The organism is Actinokineospora bangkokensis, assembly GCF_001940455.1.
Taxonomy (GTDB): Bacteria; Actinomycetota; Actinomycetes; order Mycobacteriales; family Pseudonocardiaceae; genus Actinokineospora; species Actinokineospora bangkokensis.
On record NZ_MKQR01000028.1, the window covers coordinates 339,602 to 355,021 of the forward strand.

The window sequence follows — 15,420 nt, forward strand, 5'->3', positions numbered from 1 at the left end:
GGGTCGGGCAACTGCGGCGGTGTCGTTCTGGGCCTGTTGGGGTGGCCGGCTTCGGTGGGGCCTGGTGTTCGGTGTGCGGCCGCCGCCCCCGCGCTCTTCCTCTGCTCAAGCGTAATCGGGAGGTACGACAGAAATCAGAGCCTCAAGGCAGCTATCCACAACCCGGACGAGTGAATCGCGTGCGATCCCGACGAGCGGGCCTGGGCCTACCAGCGCTTCGTCCCGACACGGCACACTACCACCGGATCACTCCCCGGGCGGGTGCTGAACCGCCCGTGCGGGTCAGCGGAATCGCAGCAGGGCCTTGGACAGTTCGGCGTTCGAGGCGGCGGTGGACTGGTGGCCGGATCCCTCCAGCACGACCAGTTCCGCGTCCGGCCAGGCCTTCGCCAGTTCCCAGGCCGTCTCCAGCGGGCCCGCGAGGTCCATCCGGCCGTGGACCAGCACGCCGGGGATGCCCGCCAGCCGCCCGGCTTCGCGGATCAGGACTCCCTCGGGCAGCCACGCCCCGTGCGAGAAGTAGTGCGAGCAGATGCGGACCAGCGCCACCTCCTGCTCGCCCACCTCGCCGCTGAACGGCGACGGCGGCCCGGCTTCGTGTGCCAGCACGGCGTCTTCCCAGGCGCACCAGGCCCGGGTCGCGGCCAGGCGGACCTGCGGGTCCACATCGGACACGCGGCGCGCGTAGGCGGCCAGCACCTCGTCATCCCGGGTGGCTTCGGGGACCGCCGCTCGGAAGCGCTCGGCCGCCTCGGGGAAGATGCGGGCCAGTCCGGAGTAGAGCCAGTCGATCTCGCGGCGGCGGGTGGTGGTCACCGCCAGCAGGACCATCGCCCGCACCCGGTCGGGGTGCGCCTGCGCGTAGGCCAGCGCGAGGGTCGAGCCCCAGGAGCCGCCGACCACGACCCACTGCTGGATGCCCAGGAAGGCGCGCAGCTCCTCCATGTCCGCGATGAGGTGGGCGGTGGTGTTCACCGACATGTCCGTCGCCGGGTCGGCCGCGGACGGGGTGGAGTGGCCGCAGCCGCGCTGGTGGAAGATGACGACGCGGTGGCCGTGGGCGGAGAGCTTGCGGCGCCAGCGCATGCCCGTGGCCATGCCCGGACCACCGTGCACCCACACGAGCGGGGGGCCGTCCGGGTCGCCGGAGGTCTCCCAGTAGACGAGGTTGCCGTCGCCCACGTCGAGCATGCCGGTCTCGTCGGGCAGCACGGGTTCGCGGCGCGGCCCGGTCACGGCGTGCACCCCGCGGGCGGGCACATCACGGCGGCGAGGGCGGCGTAGAAGATGTCCGCGATCTTCGTCGGGTCGGGGGTGGTGTAGGCCTTCCCGCCGGTGGCCTCGGCGATCGACCTCAGCTCGGCCTCGTCGACGTCCGGCCCGATGCCCACGCCCACCAGCGGCAGCGGGCGCCTGGGGTCCTGGAGCTCCGCCAACTCCGCCAGGAGCCCTTCCCGGCTGATGCCGTTCGCGTCCTCGTTGCGACCGTCGGTCATCACGATGACCACGTTGATCCGCCCCGCTTCCCAGTTCTCGCGCGACAGCCGGTAGGCGGCGAGCACGCTGTCGTAGAGGCCGGTGGCCCCGCCCGCCACGGCCTTGACGCCCTTGACGCTCTCCGCCGCGCCTGCCGCCAGGTGGTCGCGCACCGGGCCCATCGGCAGCAGCTCGCGGTAGTCCTTGTCCCCGTCGAGGTTGGTGGAGAACAACCACATCCCGTACTCCGAGGTCGGCTGGAACAGGGTCATGCCCAGCGACGCGGCTTCGGTCGTGATCGCCATGCGGTCCTTGCCGGTGCCGGGCACGGCCTGCGCCATCGACCCGGACACGTCCAGCAGCACCTGCGTGCGCGAGGACCGGTTCGCCCCCGCCCACTGCTCCAGCAGGGCGGCCACGGCGTCGTCGTCGGGGGTGGTGGTGCGCGCGACCCGGGCGCTGGAGGTCCGCTGGTCCTGCGAGCGGTCGCGCAGCACCGAGCCGTCGGCGGCCCGGTACCCGGCGTCGCCGAGGAACCGCACCGACGACTCGTCGAGCAGCCTGCCCGCGAACGCCAGCGCCACGTCCCGCCTGTCCTGCGGGGTGCTGGGCAGGACGGTGTACGGGTAGTCCATCGACGGCACCGGGGGGTCGGCGTACCCGGCGACCAGCTTCGTCGACCCCTCGCGGGCGTTGTGCCTGAGCACGTCGTGCTCGGTGGCGGCGATGACCCCCAGCGGCTGGTCGGCCGACCCGCCCGGCAGCCGGTCGAACAGGTCCGCGGCCCGGGGTGCGGTGCCCGCGGCGACCCGGCGCAGGGTGCTGGTGAGCGCGGCGCTGGGGTCCGGGGCCCGCTCCGCCACCGCCCGCACGCCGAACAGCGCGGACGTGCCCACCGGGTCGCGGGCCGGGTCGGGCACGCCCAGGGCGGTGCCCGCCGGGACGGCGAGCAGGTCGGCCCACGTCGGGGTGCGCTGCGGCCAGCCCAGCGCCCCGGCCACGTCGTCGGTGGTGGCGAGCACGACCGGGGACGAGGCGAGGGAGGTGCCGTTGACCCGGCCGGTGAACCCGCCGTTGGCCCGCGCCCGGTCCAGCGACAGGGTCGACTCGGGGATCCACACGTCGGGCAGGGTGCCGCTGGCCGACACCGCCAGCGACTCCGCGACGGCCACCGAGTCCTGGGCCGTCACCACCACGCGGTAGCAGGCCTGCGGGTCGGCGGCCGCCCGCTTGCCGAGCTCGTCCACCAGCGGGGCGATGTCCGGCGCGGCGGTCACCGCCAGCTCGGTGGTGCGGTCGCAGGTGGGGCCGAACCAGCCGGGGACGACGGCGACGCCGAGCCAGGCCAGCAGCCCCACCACGACCGCCCCCACCACCGCGAGCACGGCGGGGCGTGCGCCGCCGCGGCCGGACGAGTGACGCCCCATCGCGCTGAACCTCCCTGGATCCGCCGGTCCGCCCCGCAGGTTAGGGCAGGCGACGGGCTGCCAGGGAGGTCCAGGCGTCGTGCGTCACCCGCGGCCGGGTCAGGAGTACAGCGCGTCGACCTCGGCGCCGAAGTCCTTCATGATCACGTTGCGCTTGAGCTTGAGCGACGGGGTCAGGTGCCCGGTCTCCGGGGAGAACTCGGTGGCCAGGATGCGGAACCGGCGCACCGACTCGGCCTTCGACACCGCCAGGTTGCCCTCGTCGACGGCCTGCTGCACCTCGGCGATGAGGTCCGGGTCGTCCACCAGGTCGGCCACGCTCGCGCCCGCGTCCTTGCCCGCGCCCTTCTTCCAGTGCGCGAAGAACTCCGGGTCGATGGTGATGAGCGCGGCGATGTACTTCTGCCCGTCGCCGACCACCATGGCCTGCGCCACCAGCGGGTGCGAGGCGATCCGGTCCTCGATGACCGCCGGGGCGACGTTCTTGCCGCCGGAGGTCACCAGGATCTCCTTCTTCCGCCCGGTGATCTTGAGGAAGCCGTCGGCGTCGAGCGAGCCGAGGTCGCCGGTGGCGAACCAGCCGTCGGCGTCGAGCGCGTCGGCGGTGGCCTGCTCGTTGCGCCAGTAGCCGTGGAAGACCTGGCCGCCCTTGAGCAGCACCTCGCCGTCCTCGGAGATGCGCACCGCGGTGCCGGGCAGCGGCTGGCCCACCGTGCCGGGCTTGATGCGGTCGGGGTGGTTCACCGTGGCGGCGGCGGTGGTCTCGGTCAGGCCGTAGCCCTCCAGCACCTTGACCCCGACGCCGCGGAAGAAGTGCGTGAGCCGCATGCCCAGCGCGGCGCCGCCGGAGATCGCGTACTGGGCCTTGCCGCCCAGCGCCGCGCGCAGCTTGCCGTAGACGAGCTTGTCGAACAGCGCGTGCTTGACCTTGAGCCCCAGGCCCGCCTTGCCGTCGGCCTCGCTGAAGGCGATCGCGGTGGCCACCGCGGCGTCGAAGATCTTGCCCTTGCCCTCGGCGTGCGCCTTCTGCCGCGCGCCGTTGTAGACCTTCTCCAGCACGTAGGGCACCGAGAGGATGAACGTGGGCTGGAACGCGGCCAGGTCGGGCAGCAGGTTCTTCACGTCCGGGGCGTGGCCCATGGTGGCCTGCGAGTACACGCAGCCCACCTGCACCATCCGGCCGAAGACGTGCGCGATGGGCAGGAACAGCAGCGTCGAGGCGTCCTCGGGGATGTCGGTGCCCTTGAACAGCTTGCCCAGCACGTCGGTGCCGTAGCCGACCTCGGCGAAGAAGTTGTCGTGGGTCAGCGCCACGCCCTTGGGCTGGCCGGTGGTGCCGGAGGTGTAGATGATCGTGGCGACGTCGCCGCCCTTGACCGCGGTGCGCCGGGCGTCGACCTCGGCGGCGTCCACCGCCTCGCCCGCCCGGACCAGCTCGGCCACCGCGTCCGCGTCCAGCCGCCACACGCTGCTGAGGTCGGGCAGGTCGTTCTGCACGGCGGCGACGCGCTTCTCGTGCTCCTCGGTCTCCACCACCACGGCGACCGCGCCGGAGTCCGACAGGATCCAGCGGATCTGCTCGGCGGAGGAGGTCACGTAGATCGGCACCGGCACCGCGCCCGCGGCCCAGATGGCGAAGTCGAGCAGCGTCCACTCGTAGCGGGTGGCGGCCAGGATGCCCACCCGGTCGCCCGCGCCCACCCCGGCGGCGATCAGGCCGCGGGCGACGCCGGTGACCTCGTCGGCGAAGCGGGCGGCGGTGACGTCCTCCCAGCGCTCCCCGACCTTGCGCCGGAACTGCACGTTGGCCGGGTCGGTCCCGGCGTTGGTGAACACCAGGTCGGCGAGGCCGCCAGCCTCTTCTCGCTTCGCGACGGCGGGCACGGCGAACTCGCGCATGGGCCTTCTCCTCCGGACGTGCTACGCGTGGGTAACTTCGTCCGTATCTTGCCTGTTACTACTCCGTTCAGCCAGAGTACGCGGCCCTTCCGTTCTCATGGCGTGACAACTGCGCGCCGCGGGGCCCCGACCGGTGGGCTCCACCACCGGGCCGGGGCCCCGCGCTGCGCTGGTCTGAACTGATTCGGAGCGGACCGTCCTAGAAGGTCAGCTTCGCGCTCGCGATGTAACCGGTGTCACCGCTGTAGACGTCCTGGGCGCGCAGCTTCCAGGTGCCGTTGGCCGCCACCGCCGAGGCGTTGACGGTGTAGGTGGCGATCACGTTGTCGGCCGAGTCGCTGGAGCTGGAGTTCTTCAGCCGGAACGCGGTGCCGTTCGGCGCCACCAGGTCCACGACCAGGTCGCCGCGGTAGGTGTGGCGGATGTCGACCGAGACCGACAGGGCGCTGGGGGCGTTGCCGGAGATGCCGGAGACGACCACGTTCGCGCTGGCGGTGCCCAGGTCGGGGATGGTCACCGTGCCGGAGCTGGAGAAGACCGTCCCGGTGGGCGGGGTGGTGCCGCCGCCGAGCTGCGCCGCCTGCGTGGCGATGGCCGAGGACAGGGCGCTGACCTGGGCGTACACGCCCGGGTAGTTCGGCCGGGCGCAGCCCTGGCCGTAGGAGACGATGCCGACCTGGATCCAGTTGCCCGCCCCGTCGCGGCGCACCATCGGGCCGCCGGAGTCGCCCTGGCAGGTGTCGGTGCCGCCCTGCGGGTAGCCCGCGCAGATCTCCACGGCGGTCTTCATCGACGGGTAGCTGCTCTTGCAGGTGGTGTCGTCGACGAAGGGCACCTGGGCCTTGAGCAGGTAGCGCTGCTGGGCGCCGCCCTCGGTCGCCGCGCCCCAGCCGATGACGGTGAAGGTGCCGCTGTCGTAGGCGGTGGAGGTGGCCAGCGGCAGGGTCGCCGCGCCGCTGATCGGGCTGGCCAGCTTGATCAGCGCCCAGTCACCGCCCGCGGAGGTCGAGTAGCCCGGGTTGCGGTAGACGTAGGTCGACTGCCGGGTCACCTTGCTGGAGCTCTGCAGGTCGACCACGCCGTAGGTGGCGGTGATCGAGGTGTTGTTGCCGGTGCCGTTGACGCAGTGCGCCGCGGTCAGCACGAGCTGGTCGGTGTACATCGCGCCGCCGCAGCCCATGGACAGCCGGACCATCCAGGGGAACTCGCCCTGGGCGGCCTGGGTGCCGCCGACGACCTGCGGGGTGTAGGTCCCGCCGTCGGCGGGCGGTGCCGCCGACGCGTGCGCCGCGGTGCCCGCGGCCAGGGTCGCGGCCCCGGCCACGACCAGCGCCGCGCGCCGGATCCGGCTGGACCACGAACCGCTTCTGGTGCCCTCGCTCACAGTCTCTTCCTTTCCCGGGACCCGGTTGGCAGGGGTGGGCCCGGAAGTCGCAGGGGGTGCGTGTGGGAACGCCCCGGGACCGCGGCAGGGTTCAGCGGCCCCGGGGCGCAGGTTCTGGTGGCCGGCACCGACCACTGTGGACTGGGCGGTGCGCTCGCCGGTCTCCTCGTGCGGACCCCGACTATCCGGACGAATGGTGACTGGTCGGTCACCGCTGCCACAAGGCGGCGGTCGGAGGCCGTCGTTCCCGTTTCATTCCCACTTGGAGCCCCGGTGTGGAGCACCATCGTGGCACGTCACACGGGGTGCGCGGGACTTGTTCACCCGAAGGGAGCCCACCGGGTCGGCCGCCGGTCACGCAGGGATGATGGTCCGGTGCCCGCACTGCCCACCAGCGACGCCGTCCGGGGTCGGATGAGCCGCCAGCGCGCCCGCGACACCGGGGTGGAGGTCGCGCTGCGCAAGGCGCTGCACGCCCTCGGCCTGCGCTACCGGGTGCACCGCAAGCCCCTGCCGGGGGTGCGCCGCGAGGTCGACGTGGTGTTCGGCCGGGCGCGCGTCGCGGTGTTCGTGGACGGTTGCTTCTGGCACGGGTGCCCCGAGCACGCGACCTGGCCGCGCAACAACGCGGAGTTCTGGCGCGCCAAGATCGAGGCGAACCGCACCCGCGACCGCGACACCGACCGCCGCTTCGCCGAGTCGGGCTGGGCGGTGGTGCGGGTGTGGGAGCACGAGGACCCCGCGGTGGCCGCCGAGCGCGTCCGGGAGGTCGTCGCACGGCGCAGGTGAGCACCGTCACACCCCGGGGGTTCAACATCCGGGGCGGTGGCGGGCTTCCCAGGGGCGCACTCGACAGACCGCCAGGAGGGCCACGGTGCGCCAGAGCTTCGACCACTTCATCGCCGAGCGGTTGGACCGCTTGCTCCGCTACGCCACCGCGCTGACCTGCGACCGGGACCTGGCGCAGGACGTCGTGCAGGAGGTGCTGCTGCGCGCCCAGCGCAAGTGGTCCCGCATCGGGGAGGTCGACGCCCCCTACCTGTACGTGAAGAAGATGGTGACCAACGAGTACCTGTCCTGGCGCAGGCGCCGCGCCGCCCGGGACGTCCCGGCGTCCTCGGCGGCCCTGGACGCGGTGGCCCCGCCCGTCGCGGACTTCACCACCGCGCACGCCGAGCGCGACGCCATGCGCGCCCGCATCGCCGCCCTCCCGCGCCGCCAGCGCGCCGCGGTGGTGCTGCGCTACTACGAGGACTGCACGACGGCGCAGGTCGCCCACGTCCTCGGCTGCTCGGAGGGCACCGCCCGCAGCCACCTCTCCCGCGCGCTCGCCACCCTGCGCGCCACCACCCCCGCGCCCGCCCCGGAGGCACTGCGATGACCGACCACGAGCACCTGATCCGCGAGGCCGTGGCCGCCGAGGCCGCCCGCTCCGCCGACCCCGAGTCCGTCCGGGCCTTCCTGCGCGCGGCCGCCCGCCCCAAGCCCACCTGGCCCCGCTTGGTGGTCATCACCGCCGCGGCCGCCGCCGTCGTGCTCGCCGCCGTCCTGCTGCCCCTGGCCTTCCGCGACACCGCGACCGCCCCCGTCAACCAGATCGCCACCCAGCCCGCCCCCACCCCCGCACCCCAGACGGTGCTCCTGGCGGGCCTCGACGACAACGGCACCGCGGACACCATCGTCCTGGGCCGCGTCCACACCGACGGCACCGTCCGCGCCGTCTCCATCCCCCGCGACACCACCGCCGACGTCCCAGCCCTCACCGGGGACGTCCGCATCAGCACCACCTACCTGAGCGCCCGCGACGCCGCAAAGCAGTCCGGCGCCGATGACGTCACCGCCCAGTCCGCGGGCAGGCAGGCCCTCGCCACCGCCGTCGAACAGCTCACCGGCGTCCGCCCCGACCACACGGCCACCCTGACCACCGCATCCCTCCCACCCCTGGTCGAGGCCCTCGGCGGCGTGGACGTCTGCGTGGCCAAGGCGACCCGCGACCCCGTCACCGGCGCCACCTTCCGCCAGGGCCCCCAAACCCTCGACGGCACCGCCGCCCTGGCCTACCTCCGCCAGCGCCACGGCCTCCCGGCAGCCGACCTCTCCCGCATCGACCGCGCGCAGCTGTTCCTGCGCAACCTCGCGCAGGAACTCATCCTGCAGGGCTTCACCACCGACCCCCAGAAGCGCGCCCAGCTCGTCTCGCTGGCCCAGCGCGCCATCACCACCGACCCCGGCTGGGACCTGCTCACCCTGGCGGCCACCCTCACCTCCCAGTCCCCAGTGGACACCAGGACCCTCCCCTGGGTCACCTACGCCCGGTCCCTCGTGGTGGACCCCGCGCAGGCCAAGGCCTTCACCGCCCAACAGCTCACCCCCCAACCCTCCCCCACCACCCCCAGCGCCCCCCTGCCCGCCAGTGGCGACCCCCTCTGCGTGGACTGACAGGACAACCACTTCCGTGTGAAGCCCATCCACAACCCTTGCAGCGGAAGCGGTTATTGACACCCCCCGGTGCTCTACTGGAACCAACCGAACTGGGGAGCCCGTCATGCCGAACGACAACCCGCTGAACACCGCCCTGCAAGACTTCCTGACCCAGGAGGGCTGCCTGCCCCCCGGCCGCATCCTCACCCACGCGGTGGTCCTCTACCGCACCTACGCGGTGGAGAACGGCAAGACCACCATCCGCCGAGGCCGCTGCTACCCCCTGGGCGAACTCGACGCCACCCTGGAACGAGGAATGCTCGCCGACGCCCTCCACGACGCCCGCCACCACTCCACCGCCTGACCCCGGGGGCCGCCCACCCCGGCGGCCCCCACCCACACCGCGCCACTCCCGCTTCCCAAGGAGCTTCCCGAAGAACAGCACCACAACGACACCGGCGGCCCGGCTACGGGGATGCCCGGGTGGGTGGTTGTGCTTGACAGGGGAAGGCGATCACGTGCTACCCACGGCCGGGGGTGGGGCCGAAGGCCTCACCTTTTCCCCACCCCGAGCACATGATCGCCGCAGGGGCCCCTGTCAAGCGCAACCACCCACCCGGGCAAGCCCCAAAATCCCGGATCTTTGCTCTGCCTGTCCCGGTTCTTTCACGGTCTGCGCAGCAGACCCGTGCCCCCGAACAGTCCCGGCACCGCGCAGCGGCTCACTCCGAGCGCTCGGCCGCCTCCGCGACCCCCGACCGCGCCTGCTCCGCCACTTCCCCGTCCTCCGGCTCCACGAACGACCGCATCAGCTCCGCCACCGCCGCCCGCTGCCGCGCGGTCAACCGCCCCGCCAACCGCTCGATGTCCTTCGGCGACGCGGGTCCCACCCGCCGCCCCCGTCCCCGCGGCCGCCCGGGGACCACGCCCGCCAACCGCAGCAGCCGCGCGGGGTCCAGCTCCAGAGCCTCGGCCACCGCCACGACCAGGTCCTCGGTCGGCTTGAACGGCTTGCCGTCCAACCGCCGCCCGCGCTCGAGGTTCTGCCACGCGGACTTGGACACGTCCGCCTCCTGGGCGGCGCCGACGACCGACCAGCCCCGGTCCTCCCGCGCCGCGGCGATCACCCGGGACAGCTCGTCGAGCTGCGGTTCGGGGACGCGGGCGGCGGGCACCCGGCGATGATGCCGTGGCCCCCTCGGTGCCCCGACCGCGAAACACGCCCTGGTCCAGGAAGCTTTTTGTAGCTGTCCTGTGGCCGGATCGGCCGCCCGGAACCCGCCCGCCGCTCACCCGTCCACGCGGGCCTGCGCGCGGGCGATGTGCCCGCGCAGCAGTTCCCAGGCCTCCGGCAGCCGCCCGGCCAGCACGCGCTCGGCGATCTCCACGTGCTCGCGCGCCGCCGCCTCGACCCTGGCCCGCCCCGCCGACGCGCGCACCCGCGCCGAGCGCAGCCGCCGCGCCACCGGTTCCAGCGCCGAGACCAGTTCCGCGTTGCCCGCGCTGGAGAGCAGCACCAGGTGGAACCGCTCGTCGGCGGCGACGAACTCCGGCCCGGACGGCACCGACCGGGCGTCCCGCCAGCGCGCCAGCTCCGCCTCCAGCGGCTCGGGGTCGTGCCGGGCGCAGGGGTCGTCGACCGCCCGGGAGATGCCGCGCAGCTCCAGCGCCGCCCGCACCTCGTACAGCTCGCGCGCGGTGGCCGGGTCGGGCACCACCACCGAGTAGCCGTAGTCGTGGCGGCGCACCAGGCCGTCGGCCAGCAGCCGGGTCAGCGCCTCCCGGACCGGGGTCCGGGAGACGCCGAGCGAGCGGGCCAGCTTGGGCTCGGTCAACCGGTCGACCACCGACCAGCGGGTGCCCAGCACCTCCGCGCGCAGCCGCAGGTAGACCTGGTCCCCCAGGGAGTCCGGCACGCTAGATGGCCATCGCCGCGCGGACCCGGTCGACCGCGGCGGGGCCGCCGTCGCCGCTGGCGGTGACCCGCCCGGCCTCCAGCACGTAGTACCGGGAGGCGGCCGAGAGCGCGAAGCCGATGTGCTGCTCGACGAGCAGCACCGCCAGCCCCGCGCCCGAGGCCAGCGACCGGATCGTCGCCTCGATCTCGGCCACCACCGACGGCTGGATGCCCTCGGTGGGCTCGTCGAGCACCAGCAGCCGCGGCCGGGTGATCAGCGCCCGGGCGATCGCGAGCTGCTGGCGCTGGCCGCCGGAGAGCAGCCCGGCCCGGCGCCCGAGCACCGCGGTCAGCGCCGGGAACAGCTCCAGCGCCTCGGCCGTGGCCGCCCGCCCGTCCTTGCGGGTGTCGGCCACCAGCCGCAGGTTGTCCTCGGCGGTCAGCTGCGGGAAGCACTGCTGGCCCTGCGGGACGTAGGCCAGGCCGCGCTTGACCCGCTCGTGCGGGCGCAGCTTGGTGACGTCCTCCCCGTCGAGCAGCACCCGCCCCGACGACGGGCGCAGCAGCCCGGCGGCCGCCCGCAGCAGGGTCGTCTTGCCCGCCCCGTTGTGCCCGGTCACGGCGACGACGGAGTCCGCGGGCACCGACACGGTGGCGCCGTGCACCACCGTCGTGCGGCCGTACCCGACGTGCACGTCCTCCAGCTCCAGCATCACCGCGCCCCTTCCGACGCCCGACCCAGGTAGACCTCCTGCACCCGCGGGTCGGCCTGCACCTGCGCGACCGTCCCCTCGCTGAGCACCTTCCCGGCGTGCAGCACGGTGACCGAGGTGGCGAAGGAGCGCATGAAGTCCATGTCGTGCTCCACCACCACGACCGTGCGGTCGGCGCCGATGCGCCGCAGCAGCTGCCCGGTCTCCTCCCGCTCGTGCGCGCTCATGCCCGCCACCGGCTCGTCGAGCAGCAGCACCCTGGCGTCCTGCACCAGCAGCATGCCGATCTCCAGCCACTGCTTCTGCCCGTGCGCGAGCACGCCCGCCTGCCGGTCGCGCAGGTCGGCCAGGCCGACGACCTCCAGCGCCTCGGCCACCGCCGCGGGCACCGCCGAGCGGCGGCGCAGCATCGTCAGCGGCCCGCGCCCGGCGCCCGCGGCGATGTCGAGGTTCTGCAGGACGCTCAGCTCCTCGAACACGCTCGCGGTCTGGAAGGTGCGCCCCACGCCGAGCCGGGCGATCCGGTGCACCTTCCTGCCCACCAGCTCGTGCCCGCCGAAGGTGACCGACCCGGTGGCGGGCACCAGCCCGGTGATGGCGTCCACCAGCGTCGTCTTGCCCGCGCCGTTGGGCCCGATGAGGAACCGCAGCTCCCCGGGGCGCACCGACATCGTCACCCCGTCCACCGCGACGAACCCGTCGAAGGAGACCCCGACGCCCGCCAGCTCCAGCGACCCGCTCACGCCTTCCTCCTCAGCAGCGACCCGACCGTGGACAGCCCGCGCGGCAGGAACGCCACCACGAGCACGAACAGCGCGCCCTGGAAGTAGCTCCAGAACGACGGGAACGCCTCCGACAGCGACGTCTGCGCCCAGGCCACCGCGATGGCCCCGACGACCGGGCCGAACAGCGTCGACCGGCCGCCGATGGCCACCCCGATGAGGAAGGCGATGGAGGGCACCACGCCGACGCTCGCCGGGGAGATGATCCCGACGATCGGCACGAACAACGCGCCCGCGACGCCCGCCACCACCGCGGCGAAGACGTAGGCGACGATCTTCACCGTGGCCGGGTCGTAGCCCAGGAAGCGCACCCGCTCCTCCTGGTCGCGCACGGCGACGAGCAGCTCCCCGAACCGCGACCGGTAGAGCTGCCAGGTGATCAGCAGCACCACGAGCAGCACCGCCGCGGCGATGTAGAACAGCATCCGCTTGTTGACCGGGTCGAACAGGTTGTAGCCGAAGAACGACTTGAACCCGTTGAGCCCGTTGGTGCCGCCGATCGCCGCCTGCTGCCCGATGAGCAGGATCGCGAACGCCGCGGCCAGCGCCTGGGACAGGATGGCGAAGTACGCCCCGCGCACCCGCCGCCGGAACACCGCGGCGCCGAGGCCCAGCGCCACCAGGCCGGGGATGACCACGACGCCGACGAGGGTGACCACCGGCGAGCGGAACGGCTCCCACCAGCCCGGCACCCGCCCGTCGCCGTAGAGCTTCATGAAGTCCGGCACGCCGCCCGCGCCCGCGTCGGCCAGCTTGAGGTGCATGGCCATGACGTAGGCGCCGAGGCCGAAGAACACCCCCTGCCCGAGGGTGAGCATCCCGCCGCGCCCCCACGCCAACCCGATGCCGACCGCCACGATGGCGTAGCAGACGAACCGGCCCAGCAGCGCCAGCCGGAAGTCCGAGAGCACCGCGGGCGCGAGCACCAGCAGCGCCAGCCCCACGGCGATGAACCCCAGCGCGGTGGGCCACTCGCGGCGCCGCGCGGGCCCGGCGGGCTCGGCGGGCGCGGGGGCCTGCCGGGCCAGGTCGTCCTCGGTGGCCGTCATGCCAGGCTCCTCGTCCGGATGCTGAAGATCCCCTGCGGGCGCACCTGCAGGAAGACCACGACCACCACGAACACGGCCACCTTGGCGATGGAGGCCGTCGTGGAGTACTCGAACGCCGCTTGCAGCACCCCGAGCCCGAACGCGGCGATCACCGTGCCCTTGACCTGCCCGATGCCGCCCGCGACGACCACCAGGAACGCGTCGACGATGTAGTTGGTGCCCAGCGTCGGCCCGGTGGAGCCGAGCAGGGTCAGCGCGACCCCGGCGACGCCCGCCAGCCCGGACCCGATGAAGAAGGTCAGCCGGTCGGTGCCCCGGGTGGAGATCCCGACCGTCTCGGCGAGGTCGCGGTTCTGCACCACGCCGCGGATCCGCCTGCCCAGCGCGGTCCTGGCGAGCACCAGCGCGAGCCCGCCCACCGCGGCCAGCGACAGCGCCAGGATGAACACCCGCGACGCGGCCACCTCCGTCACGCCCAGGTCGACGCTGCCGGAGAGCCAGCTCGGCGCGCGCACGTCCACGTTCGGCGCGCCGAAGACGTCCCGCGCGACCTGCTGGAGCACCAGGGCCACGCCCCAGGTCACCAGCAGCGTGTCCAGCGGCCGGTGGTACATCCGGTGGATGAGGGTCATCTCCAGCACCAGCCCGAGGACCCCGCCCACCAGGAACCCGAGCGGGATCGACACGACCAGCGCCACCCCCGCGTCGCCGATCGCCCCCTGCACCACGAACGCCGTGTAGGCGCCCGCCATCATGAACTCGCCGTGGGCCATGTTGATCACGCCCATCTGCCCGAAGGTGAGCGACAGGCCGAGCGCGGCCAGCAGCAGCACCGACCCCAGCGACGCCCCGGCGAACAACTGCCCGAACAGTGCCTCCATCGACAACCTCCATGCTCGGCCCGGGGGCGGGCCCGGCGCGCCGGACCCGCCCCCGGGCGCCGGGTCAGCTGCTCAGCCCGCCCGCCCAGGCGTAGCCCTTGAGGAACGGGTCCGGCTCGATCGGCTTGCCGCTGCTCCACTCCGTGTAGATGAGCCCGTCGGTGCCGACCTTGCCGATCAACGCGGTCTTGGCGATGTGGTGGTTCTCGCCGTTGACGGTCACGGTGCCCTCGGGGGAGTCGTAGCTGGTGCCGCCCGCGGCCTTCTTGATGTCGTCCGGGGCGAACGACTTGGCCTTCTCCGCCATCGCCTTCCACAGCCACAGCGAGGTGTAGGCGGCCTCCATCGGGTCGGAGGTCACCCGGCCCGCGCCGTACTTGGCCTTGAACGCCTGCACGAACGCCTTGTTCGCCGGGGAGTCGACGGTCTGGTAGTAGTTCCACGCGGTCAGCTGGCCCGCCAGGTTGTCGACGCCGACGCCGCCGACCTCCTCCTCGGCGATGGACACCGACACCACCGGCATGGCGGCGGCGGTCAGGCCCGCGTTCTTGTACTCCTTGAAGAAGGCGACGTTGGAGTCGCCGTTGAGGGTGTTGAACACCGCGCCCGCGCCGGAGGCCTTGACCTTGTTGACGATGGTGGCGAAGTCGGTGTGGCCGAGCGGGGCGTACTCCTCGCCCTTGACCTCGATGCCGTTGGCCTTGGCGTAAGCCTGGATGATCTTGTTCGCGGTGCGCGGGAAGACGTAGTCCGAGCCCACCAGGAACAGCGACTTGACGCCCTTCTCCTTGAGGTAGTCCAGGGCCGGGACGATCTGCTGGTTGGTGGTGGCGCCGGTGTAGAAGATGTTCGGCGAGGACTCCAGCCCCTCGTACTGCACGGGGTAGAACAGCAGCGCGTTGGCGCCCTCGAACACCGGCAGCATCGCCTTGCGCGACGACGAGGTCCACCCGCCGAACACCGCGGCCACGCAGTCGGAGCTGATCAGCTTGCCCGCCTTCTCGGCGAACACCGTGGGCTCTGAGGCCCCGTCCTCGGTCACCACCTGCAGCTTCTTGCCGTTGACCCCGCCCGCGGCGTTGATCTGCTCGACGGCGAGGTTCAGCGAGTCGTTCACGGTCTTCTCGCTGATGGCCATGGTGCCCGACAGCGAGTTGAGGAACCCGACCTTGACGGAGTCGCCGGAGGTGTCCACGCAGGACGCACCACCCGACGCGGTGTCGCCGGTCTTGCTCCCGCACGCCGTGGCGACCAGGACGGCGGTGGACAACAGGGCGGTGACGCGCAGGGCGCGCCGGGGCACAACGCTCACAGGGGTGCCTTTCGGTGGTCGGTGTCGGAGAGCAGGCCCCGGGGTGGGGGTCGCACGTGCGGTGGCCTGCTGTGTCCAGGTGTGTCGACCGGGCTGTGTTCAGGCGGTGCTGGCGGGAAAGTTAGGGACGCGATGTTTCCCGGTACCGCTCCCGGCGGTTTCCGGGACGTGTCCCGCCG

The 15,420-nt window shown here is 73.0% G+C and carries 15 protein-coding genes and 1 pseudogene; 4 read left to right on the forward strand and 12 right to left on the reverse strand.

Annotated elements, in window-relative coordinates:
* Positions 1-282 precede the first annotated feature (282 nt).
* The 5 genes and pseudogenes from pip to BJP25_RS35960 form a co-directional block, all read right to left on the reverse strand.
* Positions 283-1,236 (reverse strand): prolyl aminopeptidase, encoded by a 954-nt coding sequence (pip, locus tag BJP25_RS28645; RefSeq protein WP_233158317.1) that lies wholly within the window; start codon positions 1,234-1,236, stop codon positions 283-285.
* Complete coding sequence (locus BJP25_RS28650) at positions 1,233-2,903, reverse strand: substrate-binding and VWA domain-containing protein (RefSeq protein WP_075978118.1); 1,671 nt, start codon at positions 2,901-2,903, stop codon at positions 1,233-1,235. Before BJP25_RS28650 ends, pip begins: the two co-directional genes overlap by 4 nt.
* Positions 2,904-3,002: 99 nt before the next feature.
* Complete coding sequence (locus BJP25_RS28655) at positions 3,003-4,802, reverse strand: AMP-dependent synthetase/ligase (RefSeq protein ID WP_075978119.1); 1,800 nt, start codon at positions 4,800-4,802, stop codon at positions 3,003-3,005.
* A 199-nt stretch (positions 4,803-5,001) separates the two neighbouring features.
* The gene (locus BJP25_RS35955) at positions 5,002-5,319 is read right to left on the reverse strand and encodes a proprotein convertase P-domain-containing protein (protein ID WP_233158351.1); all 318 of its coding nucleotides are present in this window, start codon (positions 5,317-5,319) and stop codon (positions 5,002-5,004) included.
* A 51-nt stretch (positions 5,320-5,370) separates the two neighbouring features.
* Positions 5,371-6,186, reverse strand: a pseudogene (locus BJP25_RS35960) (S1 family peptidase); the annotation flags it as partial.
* Between the two features lie 414 nt (positions 6,187-6,600).
* Between BJP25_RS35960 and BJP25_RS28665 the strand changes: the two are divergent.
* The 4 genes from BJP25_RS28665 to BJP25_RS28680 all read left to right on the forward strand — a co-directional run bounded on the left by BJP25_RS28665 (position 6,601) and on the right by BJP25_RS28680 (position 8,971).
* Positions 6,601-6,975, forward strand: a complete 375-nt coding sequence (locus BJP25_RS28665; RefSeq protein WP_075978505.1) for a very short patch repair endonuclease — start codon at positions 6,601-6,603, stop codon at positions 6,973-6,975.
* Positions 6,976-7,060: 85 nt separating this feature from the next.
* On the forward strand, positions 7,061-7,567 hold the full coding sequence (locus tag BJP25_RS28670) for an RNA polymerase sigma factor (RefSeq protein ID WP_075978120.1): 507 nt from the start codon (positions 7,061-7,063) through the stop codon (positions 7,565-7,567).
* Positions 7,564-8,625: an LCP family protein gene (locus BJP25_RS28675; protein ID WP_075978121.1), complete on the forward strand. Its 1,062-nt coding sequence runs from the start codon at positions 7,564-7,566 to the stop codon at positions 8,623-8,625. The genes BJP25_RS28670 and BJP25_RS28675 overlap by 4 nt, the downstream gene beginning before the upstream one ends.
* 106 nt (positions 8,626-8,731) lie before the next feature.
* Complete coding sequence (locus BJP25_RS28680) at positions 8,732-8,971, forward strand: hypothetical protein (protein WP_075978122.1); 240 nt, start codon at positions 8,732-8,734, stop codon at positions 8,969-8,971.
* Positions 8,972-9,329: 358 nt separating this feature from the next.
* Here BJP25_RS28680 and BJP25_RS28685 read toward each other — a convergent pair whose 3' ends face one another.
* The 7 genes from BJP25_RS28685 to urtA all read right to left on the reverse strand — a co-directional run bounded on the left by BJP25_RS28685 (position 9,330) and on the right by urtA (position 15,241).
* Positions 9,330-9,782: a helix-turn-helix domain-containing protein gene (locus BJP25_RS28685; protein ID WP_075978123.1), complete on the reverse strand. Its 453-nt coding sequence runs from the start codon at positions 9,780-9,782 to the stop codon at positions 9,330-9,332.
* Positions 9,783-9,896: 114 nt separating this feature from the next.
* Entirely contained in the window at positions 9,897-10,523 is a 627-nt protein-coding gene (locus BJP25_RS28690) for a GntR family transcriptional regulator (protein WP_084794659.1), read from the reverse strand.
* Position 10,524: 1 nt separating this feature from the next.
* Positions 10,525-11,217, reverse strand: coding sequence for an urea ABC transporter ATP-binding subunit UrtE (gene urtE, locus BJP25_RS28695; RefSeq protein WP_075978507.1), 693 nt, complete (start codon positions 11,215-11,217; stop codon positions 10,525-10,527).
* Complete coding sequence (gene urtD, locus BJP25_RS28700; RefSeq protein WP_075978124.1) at positions 11,217-11,960, reverse strand: urea ABC transporter ATP-binding protein UrtD; 744 nt, start codon at positions 11,958-11,960, stop codon at positions 11,217-11,219. The genes urtE and urtD overlap by 1 nt, the downstream gene beginning before the upstream one ends.
* Positions 11,957-13,048 (reverse strand): urea ABC transporter permease subunit UrtC, encoded by a 1,092-nt coding sequence (gene urtC, locus BJP25_RS28705; protein WP_084794660.1) that lies wholly within the window; start codon positions 13,046-13,048, stop codon positions 11,957-11,959. Before urtC ends, urtD begins: the two co-directional genes overlap by 4 nt.
* Entirely contained in the window at positions 13,045-13,929 is an 885-nt protein-coding gene (urtB, locus tag BJP25_RS28710; protein WP_075978125.1) for an urea ABC transporter permease subunit UrtB, read from the reverse strand. The genes urtC and urtB overlap by 4 nt, the downstream gene beginning before the upstream one ends.
* A gap of 64 nt (positions 13,930-13,993) precedes the next feature.
* Positions 13,994-15,241, reverse strand: a complete 1,248-nt coding sequence (urtA, locus tag BJP25_RS28715; RefSeq protein ID WP_075978126.1) for an urea ABC transporter substrate-binding protein — start codon at positions 15,239-15,241, stop codon at positions 13,994-13,996.
* Positions 15,242-15,420: the final 179 nt, after the last annotated feature.

Excerpts from the sequence above, each read along its gene's own strand:
- BJP25_RS28650 (WP_075978118.1), bottom strand. The coding sequence starts at position 2,903 with ATGGGGCGTCACTCGTCCGGCCGCGGCGGCGCACGCCCCGCCGTGCTC.
- BJP25_RS28665 (WP_075978505.1), top strand. The coding sequence starts at position 6,601 with ATGAGCCGCCAGCGCGCCCGCGACACCGGGGTGGAGGTCGCGCTGCGC.
- BJP25_RS28655 (WP_075978119.1), bottom strand. The coding sequence starts at position 4,802 with ATGCGCGAGTTCGCCGTGCCCGCCGTCGCGAAGCGAGAAGAGGCTGGC.
- BJP25_RS28680 (WP_075978122.1), top strand. The coding sequence starts at position 8,732 with ATGCCGAACGACAACCCGCTGAACACCGCCCTGCAAGACTTCCTGACC.
- urtC (WP_084794660.1), bottom strand. The coding sequence starts at position 13,048 with ATGACGGCCACCGAGGACGACCTGGCCCGGCAGGCCCCCGCGCCCGCC.
- urtE (WP_075978507.1), bottom strand. The coding sequence starts at position 11,217 with ATGCTGGAGCTGGAGGACGTGCACGTCGGGTACGGCCGCACGACGGTG.
- urtB (WP_075978125.1), bottom strand. The coding sequence starts at position 13,929 with ATGGAGGCACTGTTCGGGCAGTTGTTCGCCGGGGCGTCGCTGGGGTCG.
- BJP25_RS28675 (WP_075978121.1), top strand. The coding sequence starts at position 7,564 with ATGACCGACCACGAGCACCTGATCCGCGAGGCCGTGGCCGCCGAGGCC.